The sequence below is a fragment of the Limnohabitans sp. MMS-10A-192 genome, assembly GCF_003063335.1.
GTDB lineage: Bacteria > Pseudomonadota > Gammaproteobacteria > Burkholderiales > Burkholderiaceae_C > Limnohabitans_A.
Genome location: NZ_NERX01000001.1, coordinates 65,467 through 83,705, shown reverse-complemented (window position 1 = coordinate 83,705; position 18,239 = coordinate 65,467). Strand labels below are relative to the sequence as shown.

Sequence of the window (18,239 nt, the reverse complement as noted above, 5' to 3'; positions counted from 1 at the left end):
TTGGTTCGTGGTGTTCAGAACATCCGCGCGATCAAGGCGCTGTCTGCCGGGCCGTCGATGGGAATCCACACTTTGAGCGGGCTGCCGGGGGCCACGTCGATGGCTTCGCCTTTGCCGTTTTTCATGGCGCTGAGCTGCACCTTGCGGTTGCCACTGGGGTGGATGATTTCGATCGTGTCGCCCACCGAGAACTTGTTTTTGGTCTCGACTTCAACCCAGCCGTCTTGGACAGCGCGCACTTCGCCCACAAACTGGCTGCGGTGGCCCATCGAGTGGCCGGTTTCGTAGTTTTGATAGTCTTGCGCGGGGCGACGCTCCAAAAAGCCCGAGGTGTAGCCGCGTGAGGCCAGGCCGTCGAGTTCGCTGATGAGTTCGGGGTTGAAGGGGCGGCCTGCCACAGCGTCGTCAATCGCCCGGCGATACACCTGCGCGGTGCGGCTCACGTAATACAGACTCTTGGTGCGGCCTTCGATCTTGAGCGAATCCACGCCGATCTTGACCAGGCGCTCGATCAGTTCCACAGCCCGCAGGTCCTTGCTGTTCATGATGTAAGTGCCGTGCTCGTCTTCCATGATGGGCATGAGCGCACCGGGCCGGTTGGCTTCTTCGATCAGGTAGACCTTGTCGGCAGCCGGGTGGCGCTGGCCGTCGCCGCAGGCCGAGAAGTTTTTCTCGGCGGCTTCTTGCTCTTGCTCAAAGCTGAAGTCACCGTCCATGCGGGAGGGCTTGACCTCGCCCGAATCGGTCTCGTCGGTGGCCTCTTGCGTGCCATAGCTCCAGCGGCAGGCGTTGGTGCAGGTGCCTTGGTTGGGGTCGCGCCGGTTGAAGTAACCCGACAGCAGGCAGCGGCCCGAATACGCAATGCACAGCGCGCCGTGCACAAACACTTCCAGCTCCATGTCGGGGCATTCCTGGCGGATTTTTTCGACTTCGTCCAGGCTCAGTTCACGGCTCAAGATGATGCGGGCCACGCCCATTTTTTGCCAAAACTTCACGGCCGCCCAGTTGACCGTGTTGGCCTGCACCGAGAGGTGGATGGGCATCTCGGGCCACTTCTCGCGCACCATCATGATCAGGCCCGGGTCGGCCATGATCAGGGCGTCGGGCTTCATGGCGATCACGGGCTCGATGTCGCGCAAATAGGTGCGCACCTTGTCGTTGTGCGGCAGCAGGTTGCTGGTGACAAAAAACTTCTTGCCCCGGGCATGGGCTTCGGCAATGCCGATGCCGATTTGTTCGAGCTTGAATTCGTTGTTGCGCGCCCGCAGGCTGTAGCGCGGCTGGCCGGCATAAATCGCGTCGGCGCCAAAGTCATAGGCGGCGCGCATTTTGTCCAGGGACCCGGCGGGCAATAAAAGTTCAGGAGATTTGATCGTTGTCATAGCCTCTAATTGTCCTATTTTTTGCAGGGCCATTGCCGGGGCACAATCGGCGGATGACAAAAAACGGCTCCCCACAGGTCTTGATCGCAGGCGGCGGCATCGGCGGGCTGGCGGCGGCTTTGGCCTGTGTGCGGCAAGGCGTGCCGGTGCAGTTATTCGAGCGTGCCGCGCAGCTGAGCGAGGTGGGCGCGGGCATTCAGATCGGCCCGAATGTGACGCGCATTTTGCAAGCCTGGGGCCTGGGCGATGCGCTGGCGCAGGTGGCGGCATTCCCCAAACGCTTGCAGGCGCGCGACGCCCGCACCGGGCAGGTGCTGGGCAGTTTGCGCCTGGGTGAGCGGGCGCAGGCGCTGTATGGCGCGCCCTACGCCACCATCCACCGCGCTGATTTGCAAGCCATGCTGCACACGGCGGTGCAGGCGGTGGGCGTGGATGTGCGCCTGGGCCAAACCGTGCAAGGCTGGCGCGAGACCGCTGAGGGTCTGCAATTGAACACAGCCGATGGCCCCAGCGTGCAAGCCGATGCCCTGATCGGTGCCGATGGTGTGTGGAGCGCGGTGCGCCAGCAGTTGCTGGGCGATGCCCCGGCCCGCTTCACCTGGCACTTGGCCTACCGGGCGCTGGTGGCGCAGGCCGATTTGCCCACGCATTTGCGCTCGGATGAAGTCACCGTCTGGATGGGGCCGCGCCTGCATGTGGTGCATTACCCGGTGCGCGGCGGGCAATGGCTCAACCTGATCGCCATCGTGCATGGCGACAAACCCGCCCAAGCCGATGCTTGGGACGCCACCGGGCACGCACAGGCCCTGATGCAGGCCATGGGCGCGGTGGGTGCAGATTTGCACGATCGATTGGCGTCGGTGCCCGCCTGGCGGCAATGGGCGCTGCACGACCGTGCGCCGATGGCCGGTGCCCACGAGATGGCGAAAGGCCGCGTGGCATTGCTGGGCGACGCGGCGCACCCGATGCGGCCGTATCTGGCCCAAGGCGCGGGCATGGCGATTGAAGATGCACAGGTGCTGGGGCTGTGCCTCAGTGCAGAGGCCGGCAGCGTGGCTGAGCGATTGCAGGCTTATGCCGGGCAGCGCTGGGCACGCAATGCGCGGGTGCAAGCGCGTGCGATTCGCAACGGCCGCATCTTTCACGCCACCGGCCCCGTGGCTTGGGGCCGCAATGTGTCGATGCGGCTGATGGGCGAGCGGGTAATGGATGTGCCTTGGTTGTATGGCGCAGGGCCTGTGCCGACTTGAGGTCGAAATGAATCCGCCCTCAGCGCTTCGACAAAAAGCACCTGTAATTTGCCTGCTAAGCGCCTTGTGACACGACAACCCCTGTACATTCGCTGGCGTGCTTTGTCGCCCGCATGGCGCGTCACAGCTTCGATATTTCAGGGATTTTTTATGTCTACACACCGTTCTTCATCGCAGCCATGCCCCCATGGCACTGACCTCTTGCCGGAGCGCGCAGGCATGAAGCCGCAGTTCATCCCCCATCGTTGGTTGGCTGCCTGCACAGCCCTTGTTTTGGCCATGCCTGCCGCTTGGGCACAGAGCACCGATTTGTCGGCCTGCATGGCCGAGCTGCGTCCGGCGGCCCGCACGGGCAAGGTGAGCGACGCCACGTGGGCGCGTCACACGGCGGGCCTGCAGGCTGACTTCAGCGTCATTGAAAAGCTGAACTTCCAGCCCGAATTTCGCACCGCCATTTGGGACTACATGTCGGCCCTCGTGGACGAGGAACGCGTGGCCGATGGCGCGGCGCGTTTGGCCCAGCACCGCCCAGCGCTGGCGCGTGCCGAAGAGCGCTTTGGCGTAGACCCGGCCACGGTGGTGGCGGTCTGGGGCGTGGAGAGCAATTTTGGCCAGACCTTTGGCAAATACCCGCTGGTGCAGGCGCTGGGAACGCTGTCTTGCCACGGGCGGCGGCAAAGCTATTTCAGGGGCGAGTTTTTTGCGGCGCTGCGCATTTTGCAAGCCGGGCACATCGCACCCGAGCGCTTGGTGGGCTCGTGGGCAGGAGCCTTTGGCCACACCCAGTTCATGCCCACCACCTTTGAACGCTTGGCGGTGGACTTTGACAGCGACGGCCGCGCCGACTTGATGGACAGCAGCGTGGACGCGCTGGGATCGACCGCCAACTTTTTGGCCCGTGCAGGTTGGCAACGTGGCTTGCCCTGGGGCATCGAGGTCAAGTTGCCAGCAGGCATCTCGTTGGCCGGAGAAGGCCGACGCAGCAAGCGCCCGGTGTCTGAATGGACCGCCCGTGGCGTGCGCCGCATCGATGGCGCTGCCTTGCCAGAAAGTTTGGGCAACGTGGGCCTGCTGACGCTGGCCGGTGCCAGCGGCCCGGCGTTTTTGGTGACGCGCAATTTTGACGCGCTCTACAGCTACAACGCCGCCGAAAGCTATGGCCTGGCGATTGCCCACCTGAGCGACCGCCTGCGTGGCGGTGGCCCATTTGCCACACCTTGGCCGACCGATGACGCGGGCTTGTCACGCGCCGAGCGGCGCGAGTTGCAAGGCTTGCTCACGATGCGCGGCCACGATATCGGCCCTGTGGATGGCATGTTGGGCGACGCATCGCGCCAGGCAATCCGCGCCGAGCAGCAGCGCCTGGGTCATGAGGCCAATGGCCGTGGCGGCCAAAAAATCCTCAAGGCCCTGCGAGGCGGTTGAACTCAGGCGGTCAGCGGCAAAGCCCGCTGCCGCTTGCCCGTGAGGGCAAACAGCGCGTTGCCCACGGCCGGTGCCAGCGGTGGCACCGCCGGTTCGCCCACGCCTGCGGGGTGGCGGGTGCTGGGCACGATGTGGGTTTCCACCACCGGGGTCTGGCTGAGCGAGACCATGGGGTAGCTGGGGAAGTTGCCTTGTTGCACCACGCCGCCCACGATGTCGATGCGGCCGTAAAGCGCGGCGCTCAAACCGTAGACCACGCTGCTTTCCATTTGCTGGGCCACGGTGCCGGGGTTGACCACGGTGCCGCAGTCGATGGCACACACCACGCGGTGCACGCGGATCTGGCCTTCGGTCAGCGAGACCTCGGCCACTTGCGCCACGATGGAGCCAAACGATTCGTGCAAGGCAATGCCGCGCGCACGGCCTGCAGGTAGCGGCGTGCCCCAAGCCGCTTTGTCAGCCGCCAGCTGCAGCACGGCGGCGTAGCGCGGTGCGTCTTTCAGCAGTTTCAAGCGGAAGACCAGTGGGTCTTGTTTCGTGGCAGCCGCCAGTTCGTCGATGAAGCTTTCTGAGAAGAAGGCGTTGTGCGAATGGCCGACCGAGCGCCAAAAGCCCACCGGCACGCCAGACTTCGTGGCCACATGGCTCATGTGCTGGCTGGCAAAACCGTAGGGCAAATCGAACAGGCCTTCGGACGCGGTTTTGTCGGGCATGTCGATGGGGCCCGAGAGGTGCGGCGCTGCACGCGCCATCCAGCGCGGGGTGATGGCGTCACCGGCTGACTTGATGCGCAAACTGGTGACTTCACCTTTGTCGTCCAGCGAAGCCTGGAACTTCGCCAGGTGCATGGGGCGGTAAAAGTCGTGCGTCATGTCTTCTTCGCGCGACCAGCTCAGCTGCACGGGTTGACCCTCGCAGGCCATGGCCACTTGCACGGCTTGGCCAACAAAGTCCACTTCCAGGCGACGGCCGAAACCACCACCCAATTGGGTGACGTGGACAGTGACCTTGTCTTTGTCGACCTTGGCCACTTTGGCGGCCATGTCGCGGGCCATTTGCGGCACTTGCGTGGGCACCCAAATCTCGACCTTGCCGTCTTTGACTTGCGCGGTGCAGTTCATCGGCTCCATCGTGGCGTGGGCCAGATAAGGCGCTTGGTACAGGGCGTCGATGCGGGTGGTGGCAGCTTTTTCGGCTTGGGTGGGCACGCCTTGTTCGTGGAAGGTGAAACCGCTTTCGGTGTTCAGGGCCTTGAGCAGGTCGGCCTGGATGCGCTGGGTGTCTACTGCGCCCGTGGCGGGAGCCTGCCACTGCACTTTGACGGCCTGCGCGCCTTGGCGTGCGTGCCAGGTGGTTTGTCCCACCACGGCCAAGCCTGCAGTGCCGCCGCCCCAGGCGTCCAGTGGCACAACTTTGGAAACGCCTTTCAAAGCCAAGGCGTCTTTCGTGTCCATGGACGCAGCGCTGCCACCGATCATGGGACACATTTGCACAGCGGCAAACAGCATGCCTTGCAGACGCACGTCCAAACCGAACGTGGCTTGGCCCGTGACTTTGGACGGGATGTCGGTGCGTGGCGCTGCTTGGCCGATGAGTTGCCACTTCTCGCGCGATTTGGTTTGGATGCCCGAGGGCGTGCTCCCCGAGGCGGCAGCGACCATCTGGCCGTAGTGCGCTGACTGGCCTGAGGCGTGCTTCATCACGCCAGCGGTCACGGTGATTTCGCTGGCAGGCACTTTCCAAGCCGCAGCAGCAGCCTGCAACAAGCTGGCGCGCGCGGTGGCAGCGGCCATGCGCAAAGGGTCCCACAAGTCGGCAATCGAAGACGAGCCGCCGGTGGCGTTGAGGCCCAGTTCGCGGGCGACTTTGCCCACCAGCCATTCGCCCATCTTGATCTTGGTGGGTTTGTGCTCGCCTTCGCTGTCCAGCGGGTGAAACGGCAAGCTGGCCACCAGCATGGCCACGTTGCCGTAAATGCTGTCGCCACCGGCTTGCTCCAGACGTACGCGATTCAGGGGCACATCGAGTTCTTCGGCCACCAGCATGGCCAGCGCCGTGTGCACGCCTTGGCCCATTTCGCTGCGGGGCATGGCCAACACTACTGCGCCGTCGGCAGCGATCTTGATCCAGCCGTTCAAGGCCACATCGCCTTGGGTTTGGAGCATGAGTTCGGGTGAACCCAGTCGCGAGCGGGCGGGCATTACGCCCCAGCCGACGACCAATGCGCCGGTCGCGCCGAGCGCGCTGAGTAACCAGGTGCGGCGTTTCATGCGGCACCGCCTTTCTTCATTTGCGCAGCAGCCCGGTGGATGGCGGCGCGCACGCGCTGGTAAGTGCCGCAGCGGCACAAGTTGGTCATGGCGGCGTCAATGTCGGCGTCGCTGGGCTTGGGGTTTTTGTCGAGCAGGGCGGCGGCGGCCATCAGCATGCCGCTTTGGCAGTAACCGCATTGCGGCACTTGCTCTGCGATCCATGCGGTTTGCAAGGGGTGCGGTTTTTCTGCCGTGCCCAAAGATTCGATGGTCTTGATGGCTTGGTTCGCCACCGCCGACACCGGCATCACGCACGAGCGCACGGGCTGGCCGTCGATGTGCACCGTGCAGGCCCCGCAAGCGGCGATGCCGCAGCCGAATTTGGTGCCCGTGAGGTTCAGTTCGTCGCGCAGCACCCAAAGCAAGGGCGTGCTCGGGTCGGCGGTCGAGGTTCGGCTTTGGCCGTTGATGTTCAGATCCACGGTGTCTCCTGAAAGTGGTTCAGGCGATGTTAGTGCAAAAGCTCACAAGCACTGAGTCACGCCCGTGTGATGGGGCTCACAAAGCGGTGTTGAGCGGCGGCAGGCCCTGGCGTTGGCGTGCACGCTGGCAGGCGTCGCTGCCTTCTTCAAATTCACGACAAGGGGAGGGCCGCCATTCGTAGATGCCGCAAATCGCTTTTTCGCCCGTTTTGCCATAGAGCGCTGCGCAACGCGGCGGGCTGTGGTCGGTGCCGCGCATGCGGCAGGTGTGCTCGGTGATGGGCGAGGCCAACCCAGCGGGCACATCGCCACCGCCTTCTTCGTATTCGTAGACGGAAAAGTCCACCCGAAAGCTCACGCAGCAGGCGCCGCAGGTGGTGCAGGAAGACATGGACGGTGAATGTGAGATGGAACCCCGGATCAAGTCCGGGGTGACAGATCAGGATTGGACGCGGCCCAGCAGCAGAAATTCCATGAGCGCTTTTTGCACATGCAGGCGGTTTTCTGCTTCGTCCCACACGACCGATTGCGGGCCGTCGATGACTTCGGCGCTGACTTCTTCGCCGCGGTGTGCAGGCAGGCAGTGCATGAACAAAGCATCTGGCTTGGCCACTTGCATCATGGCTTCGTTCACGCACCAGTCGGCAAAGGCTTTTTTGCGGGCTTCGTTTTCGGCCTCAAACCCCATGCTGGTCCACACATCGGTGGTGACCAGATCGGCTCCTCGGCAGGCTTCTTGCGGGTCTTTGAAGATCTTGTAGTTGGCGTTGCCACTCAGGCCTGCAATGGCCTGGTCCACTTCGTAGCCGCTGGGCGTGCTCAGGTGCACGGTGAAGCCCAGCAATTCAGCCGCTTGCAGCCACGTGTTGGCCATGTTATTGCCGTCACCGACCCAGGCCACGGTTTTGCCCTGAATGGAGCCACGGTGTTCGATGAAGGTGAAGATGTCGGCCAGGATCTGGCAGGGGTGGAATTCGTTGGTGAGGCCGTTGATGACGGGCACACGCGAGTGCGAGGCAAAGCGCTCGATCTTGTCTTGTCCGTAGGTGCGGATCATGACGATGTCGGTCATGCGGCTGATCACACGCGCACTGTCTTCGATGGGCTCGGAGCGGCCCAGTTGGCTGTCGCCGGTGGTCAGGTGCACCACCGAGCCGCCCAGTTGGTACATGCCGGCTTCAAAGCTCACGCGGGTGCGGGTGCTGGCTTTTTCAAAAATCATGGCCAGCGTGCGGTCGGCCAGCGGGTGGTATTTTTCGTAGGCCTTGAACTTGCGCTTGATTTCGGCGGCACGCGTCAGCACGTGCGCGTATTCGTCGGCGCTGAGGTCGGTGAACTGCAGGTAATGCCGCACAGGCACGGGGGACTGAACGCTCATGCTTGTTCTGCCAAAAAGGTTTTGATCAGCGGCAAGAGGATGGCCAGCACCTCGTCCGCTTCGGCGGTGGTCATGATCAGTGGCGGCAAGAGGCGCACCACGGTGTCGGCCGTCACGTTGATGATCAGGCCCGCGTCGGCGGCTTGCTTGAGCAGGACACCGCAAGGACGATCGAATTCGATGCCGATCATCAGACCCTGGCCACGGATTTCCTTGACGCCTTTGAGGCCGCCCAATGCGGCGGTCAGTTGGTCGTGGAAGTGAGCGCCCAGGCGGGCGGCGTTGCCCAGCAGGTCGTCTTTTTCCATGATACGGATGGTTTCCACACCGGCGCGCATGGCCAGTGGGTTGCCACCAAAGGTGGTGCCGTGGTTGCCGGGCTGGAAGATGTTGGCGGCTTTGGGGCCAGCCACCACCGCGCCAATCGGCACGCCCGAGCCCAGACCTTTGGCCAGCGGCATGACGTCGGGCACGATGCCTGCCCACTGGTGGGCAAACCATTTGCCGGTGCGGCCAATGCCGCACTGCACTTCGTCGATCATCAAGAGCCAGTCTTGCTGGTCGCACAGGGCGCGCACATCGCGCAGGTAGTCGGCGCGCATGGGGTTGATGCCGCCTTCGCCCTGGATGGTTTCAAAGAACACGGCCACGACATCGGGGTCGTTCAAGGTGGCTTTTTTCAGGGCCTCGATGTCGTTGAGCGGCACGCGCACAAAGCCTTCAAGCATGGGGCCAAAGCCTTGCTGCAGTTTCACATTGGCCGTGGCGCTGAGCGTGGCGATGCTGCGGCCGTGGAAGGCTTTTTCGTACACGACGATTTTGGGGTTGGTGATGCCCTTGTCATGGCCAAATTTGCGAGCGAGTTTGATGGCCGCTTCGTTGGCTTCCAGACCCGAGTTGCAAAAGAACACATTCGTCATGCCCGACAACTCGACCAGCTTGGCCGCCAGCACTTCGGCATTGGGCACATGGAAATAGTTGCAGGTGTGGATGATCTTGCCGATCTGATCCTGCAGCGCGGGGGCCAATTCCGGGTGGTTGTGGCCCAGGGTGTTCACGGCAATACCGGCCAATGCGTCGAGGTACTCCTTGCCATTGACGTCCCAAACTCGGCAACCTTGACCATGGCTGAGTGCAATCGGCAGTCGGCCATAGGTGTTCATGGTGTGCGGTGAGGCGGCTTCAATGAAAGCGGACATGCGTGAACTCCAAAAATAAAATCGGCCCAACGAAGAGGGCCGCTGAAACGAGATTTTAGAGGCAGAACGGCGCAGCTTGAACGCAGCGCTTGCGACGGCTTTTTGGCGAGCGTCTGACCGGCTTAAGTCTTATATAAGATACAATACTCGGGTAAACCAGTGCGCGGCGATCCCGGTCACTGGAAAGTCTTCACTCACACCTCTATCCGATGGTTTCCAACAACGCCAAAGAAGTTTTCATCCAGGGCATCACCCAGGATGGCAGAACATTCCGCCCCAGCGACTGGGCCGAACGTTTGGCAGGTGTGATGAGCCCATTTCGCCCCGGTGGCGCGACTCCGGGCAGCCACCTCAGCTATTCCCCCTGGTGCATTCCCACGACCTTGGCCGGGGTTAAATGCGTGGTGGTCCACCGCGACCTGCGTGATCACGACGTCATGGCCTGGGATTTCGTGATGAACTTTGCACGCGACAACGGCCTGCAAGTGGCAGAAGCTTGCTTGTTGCCTGATCTGCCGGCTGCCAAATAATTCACCCCACACAAGCCCCCCAGAACATCAAACCGCCTTCGGGCGGTTTTTGTTTGCGCACAGTGCAGCAGGATGGGCGTGTGGGTGGGCGACGATTTTATGAGCGTGCGAATCATGAGGAGCCCGCCAACACGCCCATCCTGCGGTGATTGAACGGCCCATGAAAAAACCGCCCGAAGGCGGTTTGGTTTCGCTGACAGCGCACCCGTTTCAAACGGCGGCCAGAAGATTCCGGCCGGGCTGTGGATCTTTAAAAGCGGATCAGGCTGCAGCCAGGGCCAAGGCCTTGACTTTGGCGCTCAGGCGGCTCTTGTCGCGAGCAGCCTTGTTCTTGTGGAAGATGCCCTTGTCGGCGATCGTGTCCACAACCGCTTGCATCTTGGCAAACAGTTCGGTGGCTTTGGTCTTGTCGCCAGTCAGAACAGCTTTTTCAACGTTCTTGACAGCGGTACGGTATTTGGAACGCAGCGAAGAGTTCGCAGCGTTGATCTTGATGTCTTGGCGGACGCGTTTACGGCCGGATGCAAGACGGGGGTTCTTTTTCTTTGGCTTAGCTGATGCCATGATGATTTCCTTTGGGGTCTGAGGATGTTGTCGGCGAACCCAGCATTCTAGCAGAAGGAATCACCCATTTCTCCCCCTGCAGGCCAAGCGGCCATGGGACAGCCCATGGGCCGCTACACTCCTAGCCTGTGAGCCTCCTACGTTCTGCCTCTGTTGTTTCCATTTTCACGCTGGCCTCCCGAGTGACGGGGCTGGTGCGCGAGCTGTTGATCGCCTCGGCCTTCGGGGCCAGCGCCCTGACCGACGCCTTCAATGTGGCCTTTCGAATTCCCAACCTGTTTCGCCGCTTGTTTGCGGAAGGCGCTTTCAGCCAGGCCTTTGTCCCGGTGTTGGCGGCCAACCGGGCCCAACATGGCGACGAAGCCACCAAAGATGTGATCGACAGCGTGGCCACGGCCTTGGCCTGGTCGGTGCTGGCCTTGTCGGTGATTGGGGTGTTGGCAGCGCCTTGGCTGGTCTGGGCTTTGGCCAGCGGCTTGCAACAAGACCCCAAGGGCTACCAGTCGGCTGTGCAAATGACCCGCTGGATGTTTCCCTACATCGCCTTCATGTCGATGGTGGCCTTGTCGGCGGGCATCTTGAACACCTGGAAGCGCTTTGCCGTGCCTGCGGCCACGCCGGTGCTGCTCAATGTGAGTGTGATCGCGGCGGCCCTGGGTTTGTCGCCCTGGCTGGCTGCGCGCGGCATTGAAGCCGTTTATGCCTTGCCTGCAGGCGTCATGCTCGGCGGTGTTTTGCAGTTGCTGGTGCAGATCCCGGCGCTCAAGCGATTGGGCTTGTTGCCGCGCATGGGCATCAGGCCATCGGCCATTCGACGGGCCTGGACCAATCCGGCCACCCGCAACATCTTGCGCCTGATGGCACCGGCTTTGCTGGGCGTGGGTGTGGCCCAGATTTCCTTGCTCATCAACACCCAGATTGCCTCGCACCTGGCACCCGGCAGCGTGAGCTGGCTCAGTTATGCGGACCGATTGATGGAGTTCCCCACCGCCATGTTGGGCGTGGCACTGGGTGCGGTTTTGATGCCGCAGCTGGCGGCGGCCAAAGCCACGGGCGATGCAGACCGTTATGCCGCCATGCTCGACTGGGGCTTGCGCCTGGTCTTGCTGCTGGCCTTGCCCTGTGCGGCGGCACTGCTGGTGTTTTCCGAGCCCTTGGTGGCGGTGCTCTACCACTACGGGGCCTTCACCGACCGCGATGTGCAGCAAACCACCTTGTCGCTCACCGGCTACGGCATTGGCCTCATGGGTTTGGTGGCCATCAAGGTGCTGGCCCCGGGTTATTACGCCAGCCAGGACATCCGCACGCCGGTCAAGATCGCGGTGGTGGTGCTGGTGATCACCCAATTGTTCAACCTCTTGTTCGTGCCTTGGCTACAGCATGCCGGGCTGGCCTTGTCCATTGGCTTGGGCGCCTTGGTCAATGCCCTGTGGTTGTTGATCGGCTTGCTGCGCCGAGGCAGTTACAAGCCCCAGCCGGGCTGGGCGCGGTTTGCCTTGCAGGTGCTGGTGGCCACGGGCTTGCTGGCGGCCTTGTTGTGGGTGGCCGCGCACCAATTGCAATGGGTCAGTTTGCGCCAGACGCCCTGGCTGCGAATCGGCTGGATGGTGGTGGTCTTGCTGACTTCGGCCGTGCTGTATTTTGGTGCCTTGTGGGCCACAGGCGTGCGCCTGAAGGCCTTCCTCAAGCGTTGAAAAAGCGCAGGTCTGAGCCATGGATTTGAAATTTGAACCCGTCTCGCCGCTGGACTACTTTGCCAGCCTGGTGCAAAGCGATGAGCACTTTCCATTGCTGGAAGCGGCAGCCAGTTTGGCGCAAGACGAAGAGCCCGATCTGGATGTGCAACACGTGCTGGACGACGTGGAGCGCTTGCTGAAAAAAGTCAAAGCCCGTTTGCCCGAGGATGCCGACGAGCTGACCCGCCTGGCCATCTTGGCGCAGGTGTTTTACAAAGACATGGGTTTTGGCGTCAATGCCAATGATTTTTATGCGCCGGAAAACAGCTACTTGCAAGAGGTGCTGCGCACCCGCCGGGGCTTGCCCATTGCATTGGCGGTGATTTGGCTGGAGCTGGCGCAAGGCTTGGGTTTGCACGCGCAAGGCATTTCGTTTCCGGGGCACTTTCTGGTCAAAGTCGCACTCGAAGGCGGTCTGGTGGTGCTGGACCCGCTGACCGGCGAGTCGCTCGGCCTGGACACCCTGGCCGAGCGGCTGGGGCCTTACCGCAACGACGTGGACTGGGCTGCCGGCGCCGATCTGGACAGCGGTGAAACGCCTCTGGGCTTGTATTTGCAGGCCTGCCCGCCGCGCGACTTGTTGGCTCGCATGCTGCGCAATCTCAAAGAAGTGTTCCGTGCGCAAGAAGACTGGCCCCGCATGCTGGCGGTGCTGGACCGCTTGGTGGTGTTGCTTCCAGAAGTGTGGACCGAGCGGCGCGACCGCGGCTTGGTGCACGCCGAGCTGGGCCACATGCAGGATGCCTTGCACGACTTGCAGGTGTATTTGGGCGCCGAGCCATCGGCGCCCGATCAAGCGGCGCTGAAAGTCCGCTTGCGCGAACTTTCAGGCGACGCGCCCGCCTGATCAGGCCACGACGACCTGTTCGCCGCTGCCTTGGGCGGCAATTACACCGATGGTGTAAACCTGCTCACCCGCGGCACGCAAGGTGGCCGCGCAGCTTTCGGCTTCGGCCGCGTCAATCACCACCACCATGCCGATGCCGTTGTTGAAGGTGCGGTTCATCTCGATGTCGTCGATGCCGGCGGTTTTTTGCAGCCAGGCAAACAGCTCGGTCTGGGGCCAGCTGCCTTTTTGCAGGTGCGCGGCCAGGCCTTCGGGCAGCACGCGGGGGATGTTCTCCAGCAAGCCACCGCCGGTGATGTGGGCCAAAGCCTTGATGGGGTGAGCAGCCAATGCGGCCAGCACGTTCAGCACGTACAGGCGGGTAGGCTCCATCAGGGCTTGCTTGAAAGGCTTGCCGTCGAGTGTGGCGGGGGCTTCTGAGCCTGCGCGTTCGATGCACTTGCGCACCAGGCTGAAACCGTTGGAGTGCACGCCGCTGGACGCCAGGCCCAACACCACGTCGCCCGCCTTGACGTTTTGACCGGTGAGGATTTTGGATTTTTCGACCGCACCGACGGCAAAACCGGCCAAGTCGTATTCGCCAGCGGGGTACATGCCCGGCATCTCGGCGGTTTCGCCGCCGATCAAAGCGCAGCCCGACAATTCGCAGCCCTTGGCAATGCCACCCACCACGGCAGCAGCCGTGTCCACGTCCAGCTTGCCGCAGGCAAAGTAGTCGAGGAAGAACAGGGGCTCGGCGCCTTGCACCAGCACGTCGTTCACGCTCATGGCCACCAGGTCGATGCCCACGGTGTCGTGCATGTTCCATTCAAACGCCAGCTTGAGCTTGGTGCCCACGCCGTCGGTGCCGCTCACCAGCACGGGTTCTTTGTAGCGCTTGGGCACTTCAAACAGCGCGCCAAAACCGCCGATGCCGGCCAGCACGCCTTCGCGCATGGTTTTCTTGGCCAAGGGCTTGATGCGCTCGACCAGTGCGTCGCCTGCAACGATGTCAACGCCTGCGTCTTTGTAAGAAAGTGGGGTGTGGCTCATGGTTTCGGCCCTCAGCGGGCAAGTAAATGGGGTACGGGGGCCAATAAACGGGCTGGCAGACTAAAATCAAGGCTTATTTTAAGGGTTCACCCTGACGGTTCCCGATCCCCTTTCACAAAAGACGAGTCTCACTTGCAGCAACCTGTTCCATTTTTGATGTCCCGCTTGGCCGCATGGAGTGGTGTGGCCCTGTCAGCGGTGCTGATTTTCTGGCTCTTGGCCCCTGTGCTGGCACCTTTCATGGTGGCCGCAGTGCTGGCGTATGTGCTCAACCCTTTGGTGCTCCAGCTGGTGCGCGTGTCGGGTGGTCGATTGCCCCACCTCTTGGCCGTGGTGTTGGTCGAGGGCGTGGCGCTGCTGGCTTTGCTGGGCATCGTGCTGCTGCTGGTGCCCATCCTGGTGCGCGAGTGGCCTTTGTTGCAGCAACAAATCCCGCTGCTGTTTGACAAACTCGATGCATCGCTGACGCCCTGGCTCGCGCAAATGGGCATTTCGGTGTCGCTGGACCTGAGCGAGCTGAAAAGCCAGCTGGTCGCGTACTTGAGTGCCAACCGCGAAGACTGGTGGGCACCCTTGATGTCCTCGCTCAAGCTCGGTGGCAGCGCCGCGCTGGCACTGGCCGGTTTTGTCGTGCTGGTGCCTGTGGCCTTGTTTTATTTGCTCAAGGACTGGGCACGGCTGTTGCGGTCCTCAACCGATCTGGTGCCGCCTGCATGGCGCAGCGTGTTCGACGGCTTCATGGGCGAATGCGACACCGTGTTGGGCGAATACCTGCGGGGTCAGTTGCTGGTCATGCTGTGCCTGGCGGTGTATTACGCGTTGGGTTTGTGGCTGTTTGGCCTGGAGCTGGCGCTGCCCATTGGCATCTTCACGGGGTTGGCGGTGTTTGTGCCGTATCTGGGTTTTGGTTTGGGGCTGGTGTTGGCCTTGCTGGCGGGCTTGTTGCAATTGGCACCCGGTCAGGCCGTGCTCATGTTGGCGGTGGTGTACGGGCTGGGGCAGCTGATCGAAAGTTTCGTGCTCACCCCGCGCCTGGTGGGTGAGCGCATTGGCTTGCATCCTTTGGCGGTCATCTTGTCCTTGATGGCTTTTGGCCAGCTGATGGGCTTTGTGGGCGTGTTGATCGCCTTGCCCGCCAGCGCCGTTTTGCTGGTGGGGCTTCGCCGTTTGCGCTGCCAATACCTGCACAGCGATCTTTACCGGAACAGTGGCGCTGCCGATGATGAACAAGGGCCTGGCAAGGCATGAAGCAACTGGCTTTGGACATCGGCCTGGCTTCGTCCCCCACGCTGGATAATTTTTTTGCTGGCCCCAATGAGGCCGCCTTGAGTCATTTGCGTTTGTGGACGTCATCGAGCCATCGTTCACCTGTGCCCAGTTACCTCTGGGGCGAGGGCGGTTCGGGCAAAACCCATTTGCTGCATGCGGTGCACCACGCGCTCAAAGAGCAGGGCGCCCAAGTGGGTTGGCTCGATGCATACACCATGAACCCGCCTGAGTTCAACGACGATTGGGTGGCGGTGCTGATGGACGATGTGCACCTGTACAACGCCGAGCAGCAGCACACCGCATTCAACTGGTTTGTCAACGCGCTCACACCCCGCGTAGGCACACCGCGCTGGGTGCTGGCCGCAGGCGCCATGCCCCCGGCTGACCTCAAGTTGCGCGACGATCTGCGCACCCGCTTGGGTTGGGGCCATGTGTATGCCCTGCAGGTCCTGGATGAGCCCGAGCGCCGTGCTGTGTTGCGCCAGGCGGCCGATGCCCGGGGCCTGTTTTTGAGCGACGAGGTCATGTCCTACATGCTCAACCGCTTCTCGCGTGATCTGGGCAGCTTGATGCAGCTGCTCGACCACTTGGACCAATATGCTTTGCAAACGCAACGCGCCCTGACCATTCCCTTGGTGCGCGCGATGCTGGAGAACGAATGAAACTCGCGCTGTTTGATCTGGACCACACGCTCTTGCCGATCGATTCGGACCACACTTGGGGCGTGTTCACCACCGAGCTGGGCTGGAACGATCCGGCCGTGTTCAACCAACGCAACGACGAGTTCTATGCCCACTACCAGGCGGGCACGCTCGACATCCATGACTACGTGCGCTTTGCCACGCAGGCTGCGCGAGCGCATGGGGCAGCTGAAGCGGCCCGCGCGCACGACCGTTACATGGACGAGGTGATTCGCCCGCGCATCACGCCCGAGGCGCTGGCGCTGGTACGATCGCACCAGCAGGCCGGTGACACGGTCATGATCGTGACGGCCACCAACGAGTTTGTGACCCGTCCAATCGCCCAGGCCTTTGGCGTGAGCGAATTGATCGCGGTGGAGCTGGAACGCGACAGCACGGGCTGGATCACCGGCGAGATCCAAGGCACACCGTCGTTCCGTGAAGGCAAAGTCACCCGTGTGGCGCAGTGGCTGGCCCGCCAAGGCCTGGACTGGGACGATGTGGAGATGAGTTTTTACTCCGACTCCATGAACGACCTGCCGCTTTTGGAAAAAGCCCACCATCCGGTGGCAACGAACCCTGACGCTCGGTTGCGTCAGCTGGCCACAGAGCGTGGCTGGCGCATCCTCGAACTGTTTCAAGAATGATCAAGAAATTCATCACCAAGCTGCTGGGCAAACCGGCTGGCGGTAACAAGCCGAGTTTCGGCCGTCGCACAGAAGTGCCCGCATCGGTGCACCGCATCGACCCGAACCTGGTGGACGAACGCGCCATCAACGTGACACGCACCTTGCAGCAAGCGGGCTTTGAAGCCTACATCGTGGGCGGCGCCGTGCGCGATCTGTTGCTGGGCTTGCGCCCCAAAGACTTTGACGTGGCCACCGATGCGACGCCCGAGCAGGTCAAAGGCCTGTTTCGCCGTGCGTTCATCATTGGCCGTCGTTTTCGCATCGTGCACGTGGTGTATGGGCGAGGCCGTGACAACGAAGTGATCGAGGTCTCGACCTTCCGTGCTTACCTGGACAACGCGGCGGCCGAGCAGGTCAAAGGTAACGAGCGCACCAGCAAGCGCCAACTTGAAGGCATCCAGCATGCGGTGGATTCGAGTGGCCGTGTGCTGCGCGACAACGTCTGGGGCCCTCAAGACGAAGACGCCACGCGCCGTGACTTCACCGTCAACGCGATGTATTACGACCCTGAAACCCAGATCGTGGTGGACTACCACGGCGGCATTCAGGATGCGAAGAAACACACGCTGCGCATGATTGGCGACCCGGCCACGCGTTACCGCGAAGACCCGGTGCGCATCATCCGCGCCGTGCGCTTTGCGGCCAAGCTCAGCCCCTTGGGCTTCAAGCTCGAATCCAAAACCGCCAAGCCCCTGGTCGAAGCGGCCACCTTGCTGGCCGATGTGCCGCAAAGCCGCTTGTTTGACGAAATGCTCAAGCTGCTGCAGACCGGTCACGCGCTGGCCTCGATCGCGCAGCTCAAGCACCTGGGTTTGGCCAAAGGCATTTACCCGCTGCTGGATGTTGTGGTCGAGCGTGCCGACAGCGATTTCGTGAAAGCCGCCTTGGCCGACACCGACCGCCGGGTGGGCGAGGGCAAGCCGGTGGCCCCCAGCTTCTTGCTGGCCTGTGTGCTGTGGGCCGATGTGCGTGACGGCTGGGCGGCACGCCTAGCGCGCAAGGAGCATCCGTATCCGGCCTTGCAGGACGCGATTGACGAGGTGTTTGATGCCCGCATTGGCGATGTGTCGGGCCGCGGCAAGCTGGCCGCCGACATGCGTGAGATCTGGATGATGCAGCCCCGGTTTGAAAAGCGCGTGGGCGCCACGCCCTTCAGCCTGGTGGAGCAAGCCCGCTTTCGCGCAGGATTTGACTTTTTGCGTCTGCGCGCCGATGCTCAGGAAGTGGACGACACCCTGGCCGATTGGTGGCAAGAGTTCAGCATGGCCAGCGATGCCGAGCGTGAAGACCTGGTGCAGGCCGCCAAGGCCGAGCAGCTGGCCAAGCCCCGCGTGCGCCGTGCGCCCAAGCCACAAGGCGAGGGCGCTTCGCCCCGCGCTGCGGCTGTGAAGTCGGCGCCTGAATCCGATGCCGATGCGCCACCATCGGGTGATGACTCGGCGCCCAAAAAACGCCGTCGCCGCCGCCGCAAGCCCGGCAGCGGTGGTGAGCCAGGCGCGGCCAGCGCCGAATAAACGCGGCCGC

The 18,239-nt window shown here is 62.4% G+C and carries 17 protein-coding genes; 9 read left to right on the top strand and 8 right to left on the bottom strand.

The genetic code is table 11. The features are described from left to right. Nucleotides 1–14 precede the first annotated feature (14 nt). Nucleotides 15–1,382, bottom strand: a complete 1,368-nt coding sequence (yegQ, locus tag B9Z43_RS00450; protein WP_108322215.1) for a tRNA 5-hydroxyuridine modification protein YegQ — start codon at nucleotides 1,380–1,382, stop codon at nucleotides 15–17. Nucleotides 1,383–1,435: 53 nt separating this feature from the next. Between yegQ and B9Z43_RS00445 the strand changes: the two genes are divergently transcribed. Continuing rightward, nucleotides 1,436–2,632: an FAD-dependent monooxygenase gene (locus B9Z43_RS00445; protein ID WP_108322214.1), complete on the top strand. Its 1,197-nt coding sequence runs from the start codon at nucleotides 1,436–1,438 to the stop codon at nucleotides 2,630–2,632. A gap of 219 nt (nucleotides 2,633–2,851) precedes the next feature. Next, entirely contained in the window at nucleotides 2,852–4,057 is a 1,206-nt protein-coding gene (locus B9Z43_RS00440; protein WP_108322213.1) for a lytic murein transglycosylase, read from the top strand. 2 nt (nucleotides 4,058–4,059) lie between these two features. Here the strand turns inward: B9Z43_RS00440 and B9Z43_RS00435 are convergent, their stop codons facing one another. The 5 genes from B9Z43_RS00435 to B9Z43_RS00415 form a co-directional block, all read right to left on the bottom strand. After that, a complete protein-coding gene (locus B9Z43_RS00435; RefSeq protein ID WP_108322212.1) occupies nucleotides 4,060–6,327 on the bottom strand; it encodes a xanthine dehydrogenase family protein molybdopterin-binding subunit in 2,268 nt (755 codons plus the stop codon). Continuing rightward, nucleotides 6,324–6,791: a (2Fe-2S)-binding protein gene (locus B9Z43_RS00430; protein WP_108322211.1), complete on the bottom strand. Its 468-nt coding sequence runs from the start codon at nucleotides 6,789–6,791 to the stop codon at nucleotides 6,324–6,326. Before B9Z43_RS00430 ends, B9Z43_RS00435 begins: the two co-directional genes overlap by 4 nt. A 76-nt stretch (nucleotides 6,792–6,867) precedes the next feature. Further along, nucleotides 6,868–7,182, bottom strand: coding sequence for a YkgJ family cysteine cluster protein (locus B9Z43_RS00425; RefSeq protein ID WP_108322210.1), 315 nt, complete (start codon nucleotides 7,180–7,182; stop codon nucleotides 6,868–6,870). A gap of 48 nt (nucleotides 7,183–7,230) precedes the next feature. Beyond that, nucleotides 7,231–8,169: an ornithine carbamoyltransferase gene (argF, locus tag B9Z43_RS00420; protein ID WP_108322209.1), complete on the bottom strand. Its 939-nt coding sequence runs from the start codon at nucleotides 8,167–8,169 to the stop codon at nucleotides 7,231–7,233. Next, nucleotides 8,166–9,368 carry an aspartate aminotransferase family protein gene (locus B9Z43_RS00415; RefSeq protein ID WP_108322208.1) on the bottom strand — a complete coding sequence of 401 codons (1,203 nt, stop codon included), beginning with the start codon at nucleotides 9,366–9,368 and terminating at the stop codon, nucleotides 8,166–8,168. The genes argF and B9Z43_RS00415 overlap by 4 nt, the downstream gene beginning before the upstream one ends. Before the next feature lie 209 nt (nucleotides 9,369–9,577). Between B9Z43_RS00415 and B9Z43_RS00410 the strand changes: the two genes are divergently transcribed. After that, nucleotides 9,578–9,898 (top strand): DUF3579 domain-containing protein, encoded by a 321-nt coding sequence (locus tag B9Z43_RS00410; protein ID WP_108322207.1) that lies wholly within the window; start codon nucleotides 9,578–9,580, stop codon nucleotides 9,896–9,898. 261 nt (nucleotides 9,899–10,159) lie between these two features. Here the strand turns inward: B9Z43_RS00410 and rpsT are convergent, their stop codons facing one another. Further along, nucleotides 10,160–10,462 carry a 30S ribosomal protein S20 gene (gene rpsT / locus B9Z43_RS00405; RefSeq protein WP_108322206.1) on the bottom strand — a complete coding sequence of 101 codons (303 nt, stop codon included), beginning with the start codon at nucleotides 10,460–10,462 and terminating at the stop codon, nucleotides 10,160–10,162. A gap of 128 nt (nucleotides 10,463–10,590) precedes the next feature. On the opposite strand from rpsT, the gene murJ reads away from it, so the two are divergent. Next, nucleotides 10,591–12,156 (top strand): murein biosynthesis integral membrane protein MurJ, encoded by a 1,566-nt coding sequence (murJ, locus tag B9Z43_RS00400; protein ID WP_108322205.1) that lies wholly within the window; start codon nucleotides 10,591–10,593, stop codon nucleotides 12,154–12,156. Between the two features lie 19 nt (nucleotides 12,157–12,175). Continuing rightward, on the top strand, nucleotides 12,176–13,045 hold the full coding sequence (locus tag B9Z43_RS00395) for a SirB1 family protein (protein ID WP_108322204.1): 870 nt from the start codon (nucleotides 12,176–12,178) through the stop codon (nucleotides 13,043–13,045). On the opposite strand, the gene purM is transcribed toward B9Z43_RS00395, so the two are convergent. Then, complete coding sequence (gene purM, locus B9Z43_RS00390; RefSeq protein WP_108322203.1) at nucleotides 13,046–14,077, bottom strand: phosphoribosylformylglycinamidine cyclo-ligase; 1,032 nt, start codon at nucleotides 14,075–14,077, stop codon at nucleotides 13,046–13,048. It lies immediately after the preceding gene. Between the two features lie 156 nt (nucleotides 14,078–14,233). On the opposite strand from purM, the gene B9Z43_RS00385 reads away from it, so the two are divergent. The 4 genes from B9Z43_RS00385 to pcnB are packed head-to-tail and all read left to right on the top strand — an operon-like array spanning nucleotide 14,234 to nucleotide 18,229. Continuing rightward, nucleotides 14,234–15,325, top strand: a complete 1,092-nt coding sequence (locus B9Z43_RS00385) for an AI-2E family transporter (RefSeq protein WP_108323001.1) — start codon at nucleotides 14,234–14,236, stop codon at nucleotides 15,323–15,325. Beyond that, nucleotides 15,322–16,008, top strand: a complete 687-nt coding sequence (gene hda, locus B9Z43_RS00380) for a DnaA regulatory inactivator Hda (RefSeq protein ID WP_108322202.1) — start codon at nucleotides 15,322–15,324, stop codon at nucleotides 16,006–16,008. The genes B9Z43_RS00385 and hda overlap by 4 nt, the downstream gene beginning before the upstream one ends. Beyond that, nucleotides 16,005–16,673, top strand: coding sequence for an HAD family phosphatase (locus B9Z43_RS00375; RefSeq protein ID WP_108322201.1), 669 nt, complete (start codon nucleotides 16,005–16,007; stop codon nucleotides 16,671–16,673). Before hda ends, B9Z43_RS00375 begins: the two co-directional genes overlap by 4 nt. Continuing rightward, nucleotides 16,670–18,229: a polynucleotide adenylyltransferase PcnB gene (gene pcnB / locus B9Z43_RS00370; protein ID WP_108322200.1), complete on the top strand. Its 1,560-nt coding sequence runs from the start codon at nucleotides 16,670–16,672 to the stop codon at nucleotides 18,227–18,229. The genes B9Z43_RS00375 and pcnB overlap by 4 nt, the downstream gene beginning before the upstream one ends. Nucleotides 18,230–18,239 lie beyond the last annotated feature (10 nt).

Coding starts and splice junctions, on each gene's coding strand:
- yegQ (WP_108322215.1), bottom strand. CDS start 1,382: ATGACAACGATCAAATCTCCTGAACTTTTATTGCCCGCCGGGTCCCTG.
- B9Z43_RS00445 (WP_108322214.1), top strand. CDS start 1,436: ATGACAAAAAACGGCTCCCCACAGGTCTTGATCGCAGGCGGCGGCATC.
- B9Z43_RS00440 (WP_108322213.1), top strand. CDS start 2,852: ATGAAGCCGCAGTTCATCCCCCATCGTTGGTTGGCTGCCTGCACAGCC.
- B9Z43_RS00435 (WP_108322212.1), bottom strand. CDS start 6,327: ATGAAACGCCGCACCTGGTTACTCAGCGCGCTCGGCGCGACCGGCGCA.
- B9Z43_RS00425 (WP_108322210.1), bottom strand. CDS start 7,182: ATGTCTTCCTGCACCACCTGCGGCGCCTGCTGCGTGAGCTTTCGGGTG.
- argF (WP_108322209.1), bottom strand. CDS start 8,169: ATGAGCGTTCAGTCCCCCGTGCCTGTGCGGCATTACCTGCAGTTCACC.
- B9Z43_RS00415 (WP_108322208.1), bottom strand. CDS start 9,368: ATGTCCGCTTTCATTGAAGCCGCCTCACCGCACACCATGAACACCTAT.
- B9Z43_RS00410 (WP_108322207.1), top strand. CDS start 9,578: ATGGTTTCCAACAACGCCAAAGAAGTTTTCATCCAGGGCATCACCCAG.
- rpsT (WP_108322206.1), bottom strand. CDS start 10,462: ATGGCATCAGCTAAGCCAAAGAAAAAGAACCCCCGTCTTGCATCCGGC.
- B9Z43_RS00395 (WP_108322204.1), top strand. CDS start 12,176: ATGGATTTGAAATTTGAACCCGTCTCGCCGCTGGACTACTTTGCCAGC.
- purM (WP_108322203.1), bottom strand. CDS start 14,077: ATGAGCCACACCCCACTTTCTTACAAAGACGCAGGCGTTGACATCGTT.
- B9Z43_RS00385 (WP_108323001.1), top strand. CDS start 14,234: ATGTCCCGCTTGGCCGCATGGAGTGGTGTGGCCCTGTCAGCGGTGCTG.
- hda (WP_108322202.1), top strand. CDS start 15,322: ATGAAGCAACTGGCTTTGGACATCGGCCTGGCTTCGTCCCCCACGCTG.
- B9Z43_RS00375 (WP_108322201.1), top strand. CDS start 16,005: ATGAAACTCGCGCTGTTTGATCTGGACCACACGCTCTTGCCGATCGAT.
- pcnB (WP_108322200.1), top strand. CDS start 16,670: ATGATCAAGAAATTCATCACCAAGCTGCTGGGCAAACCGGCTGGCGGT.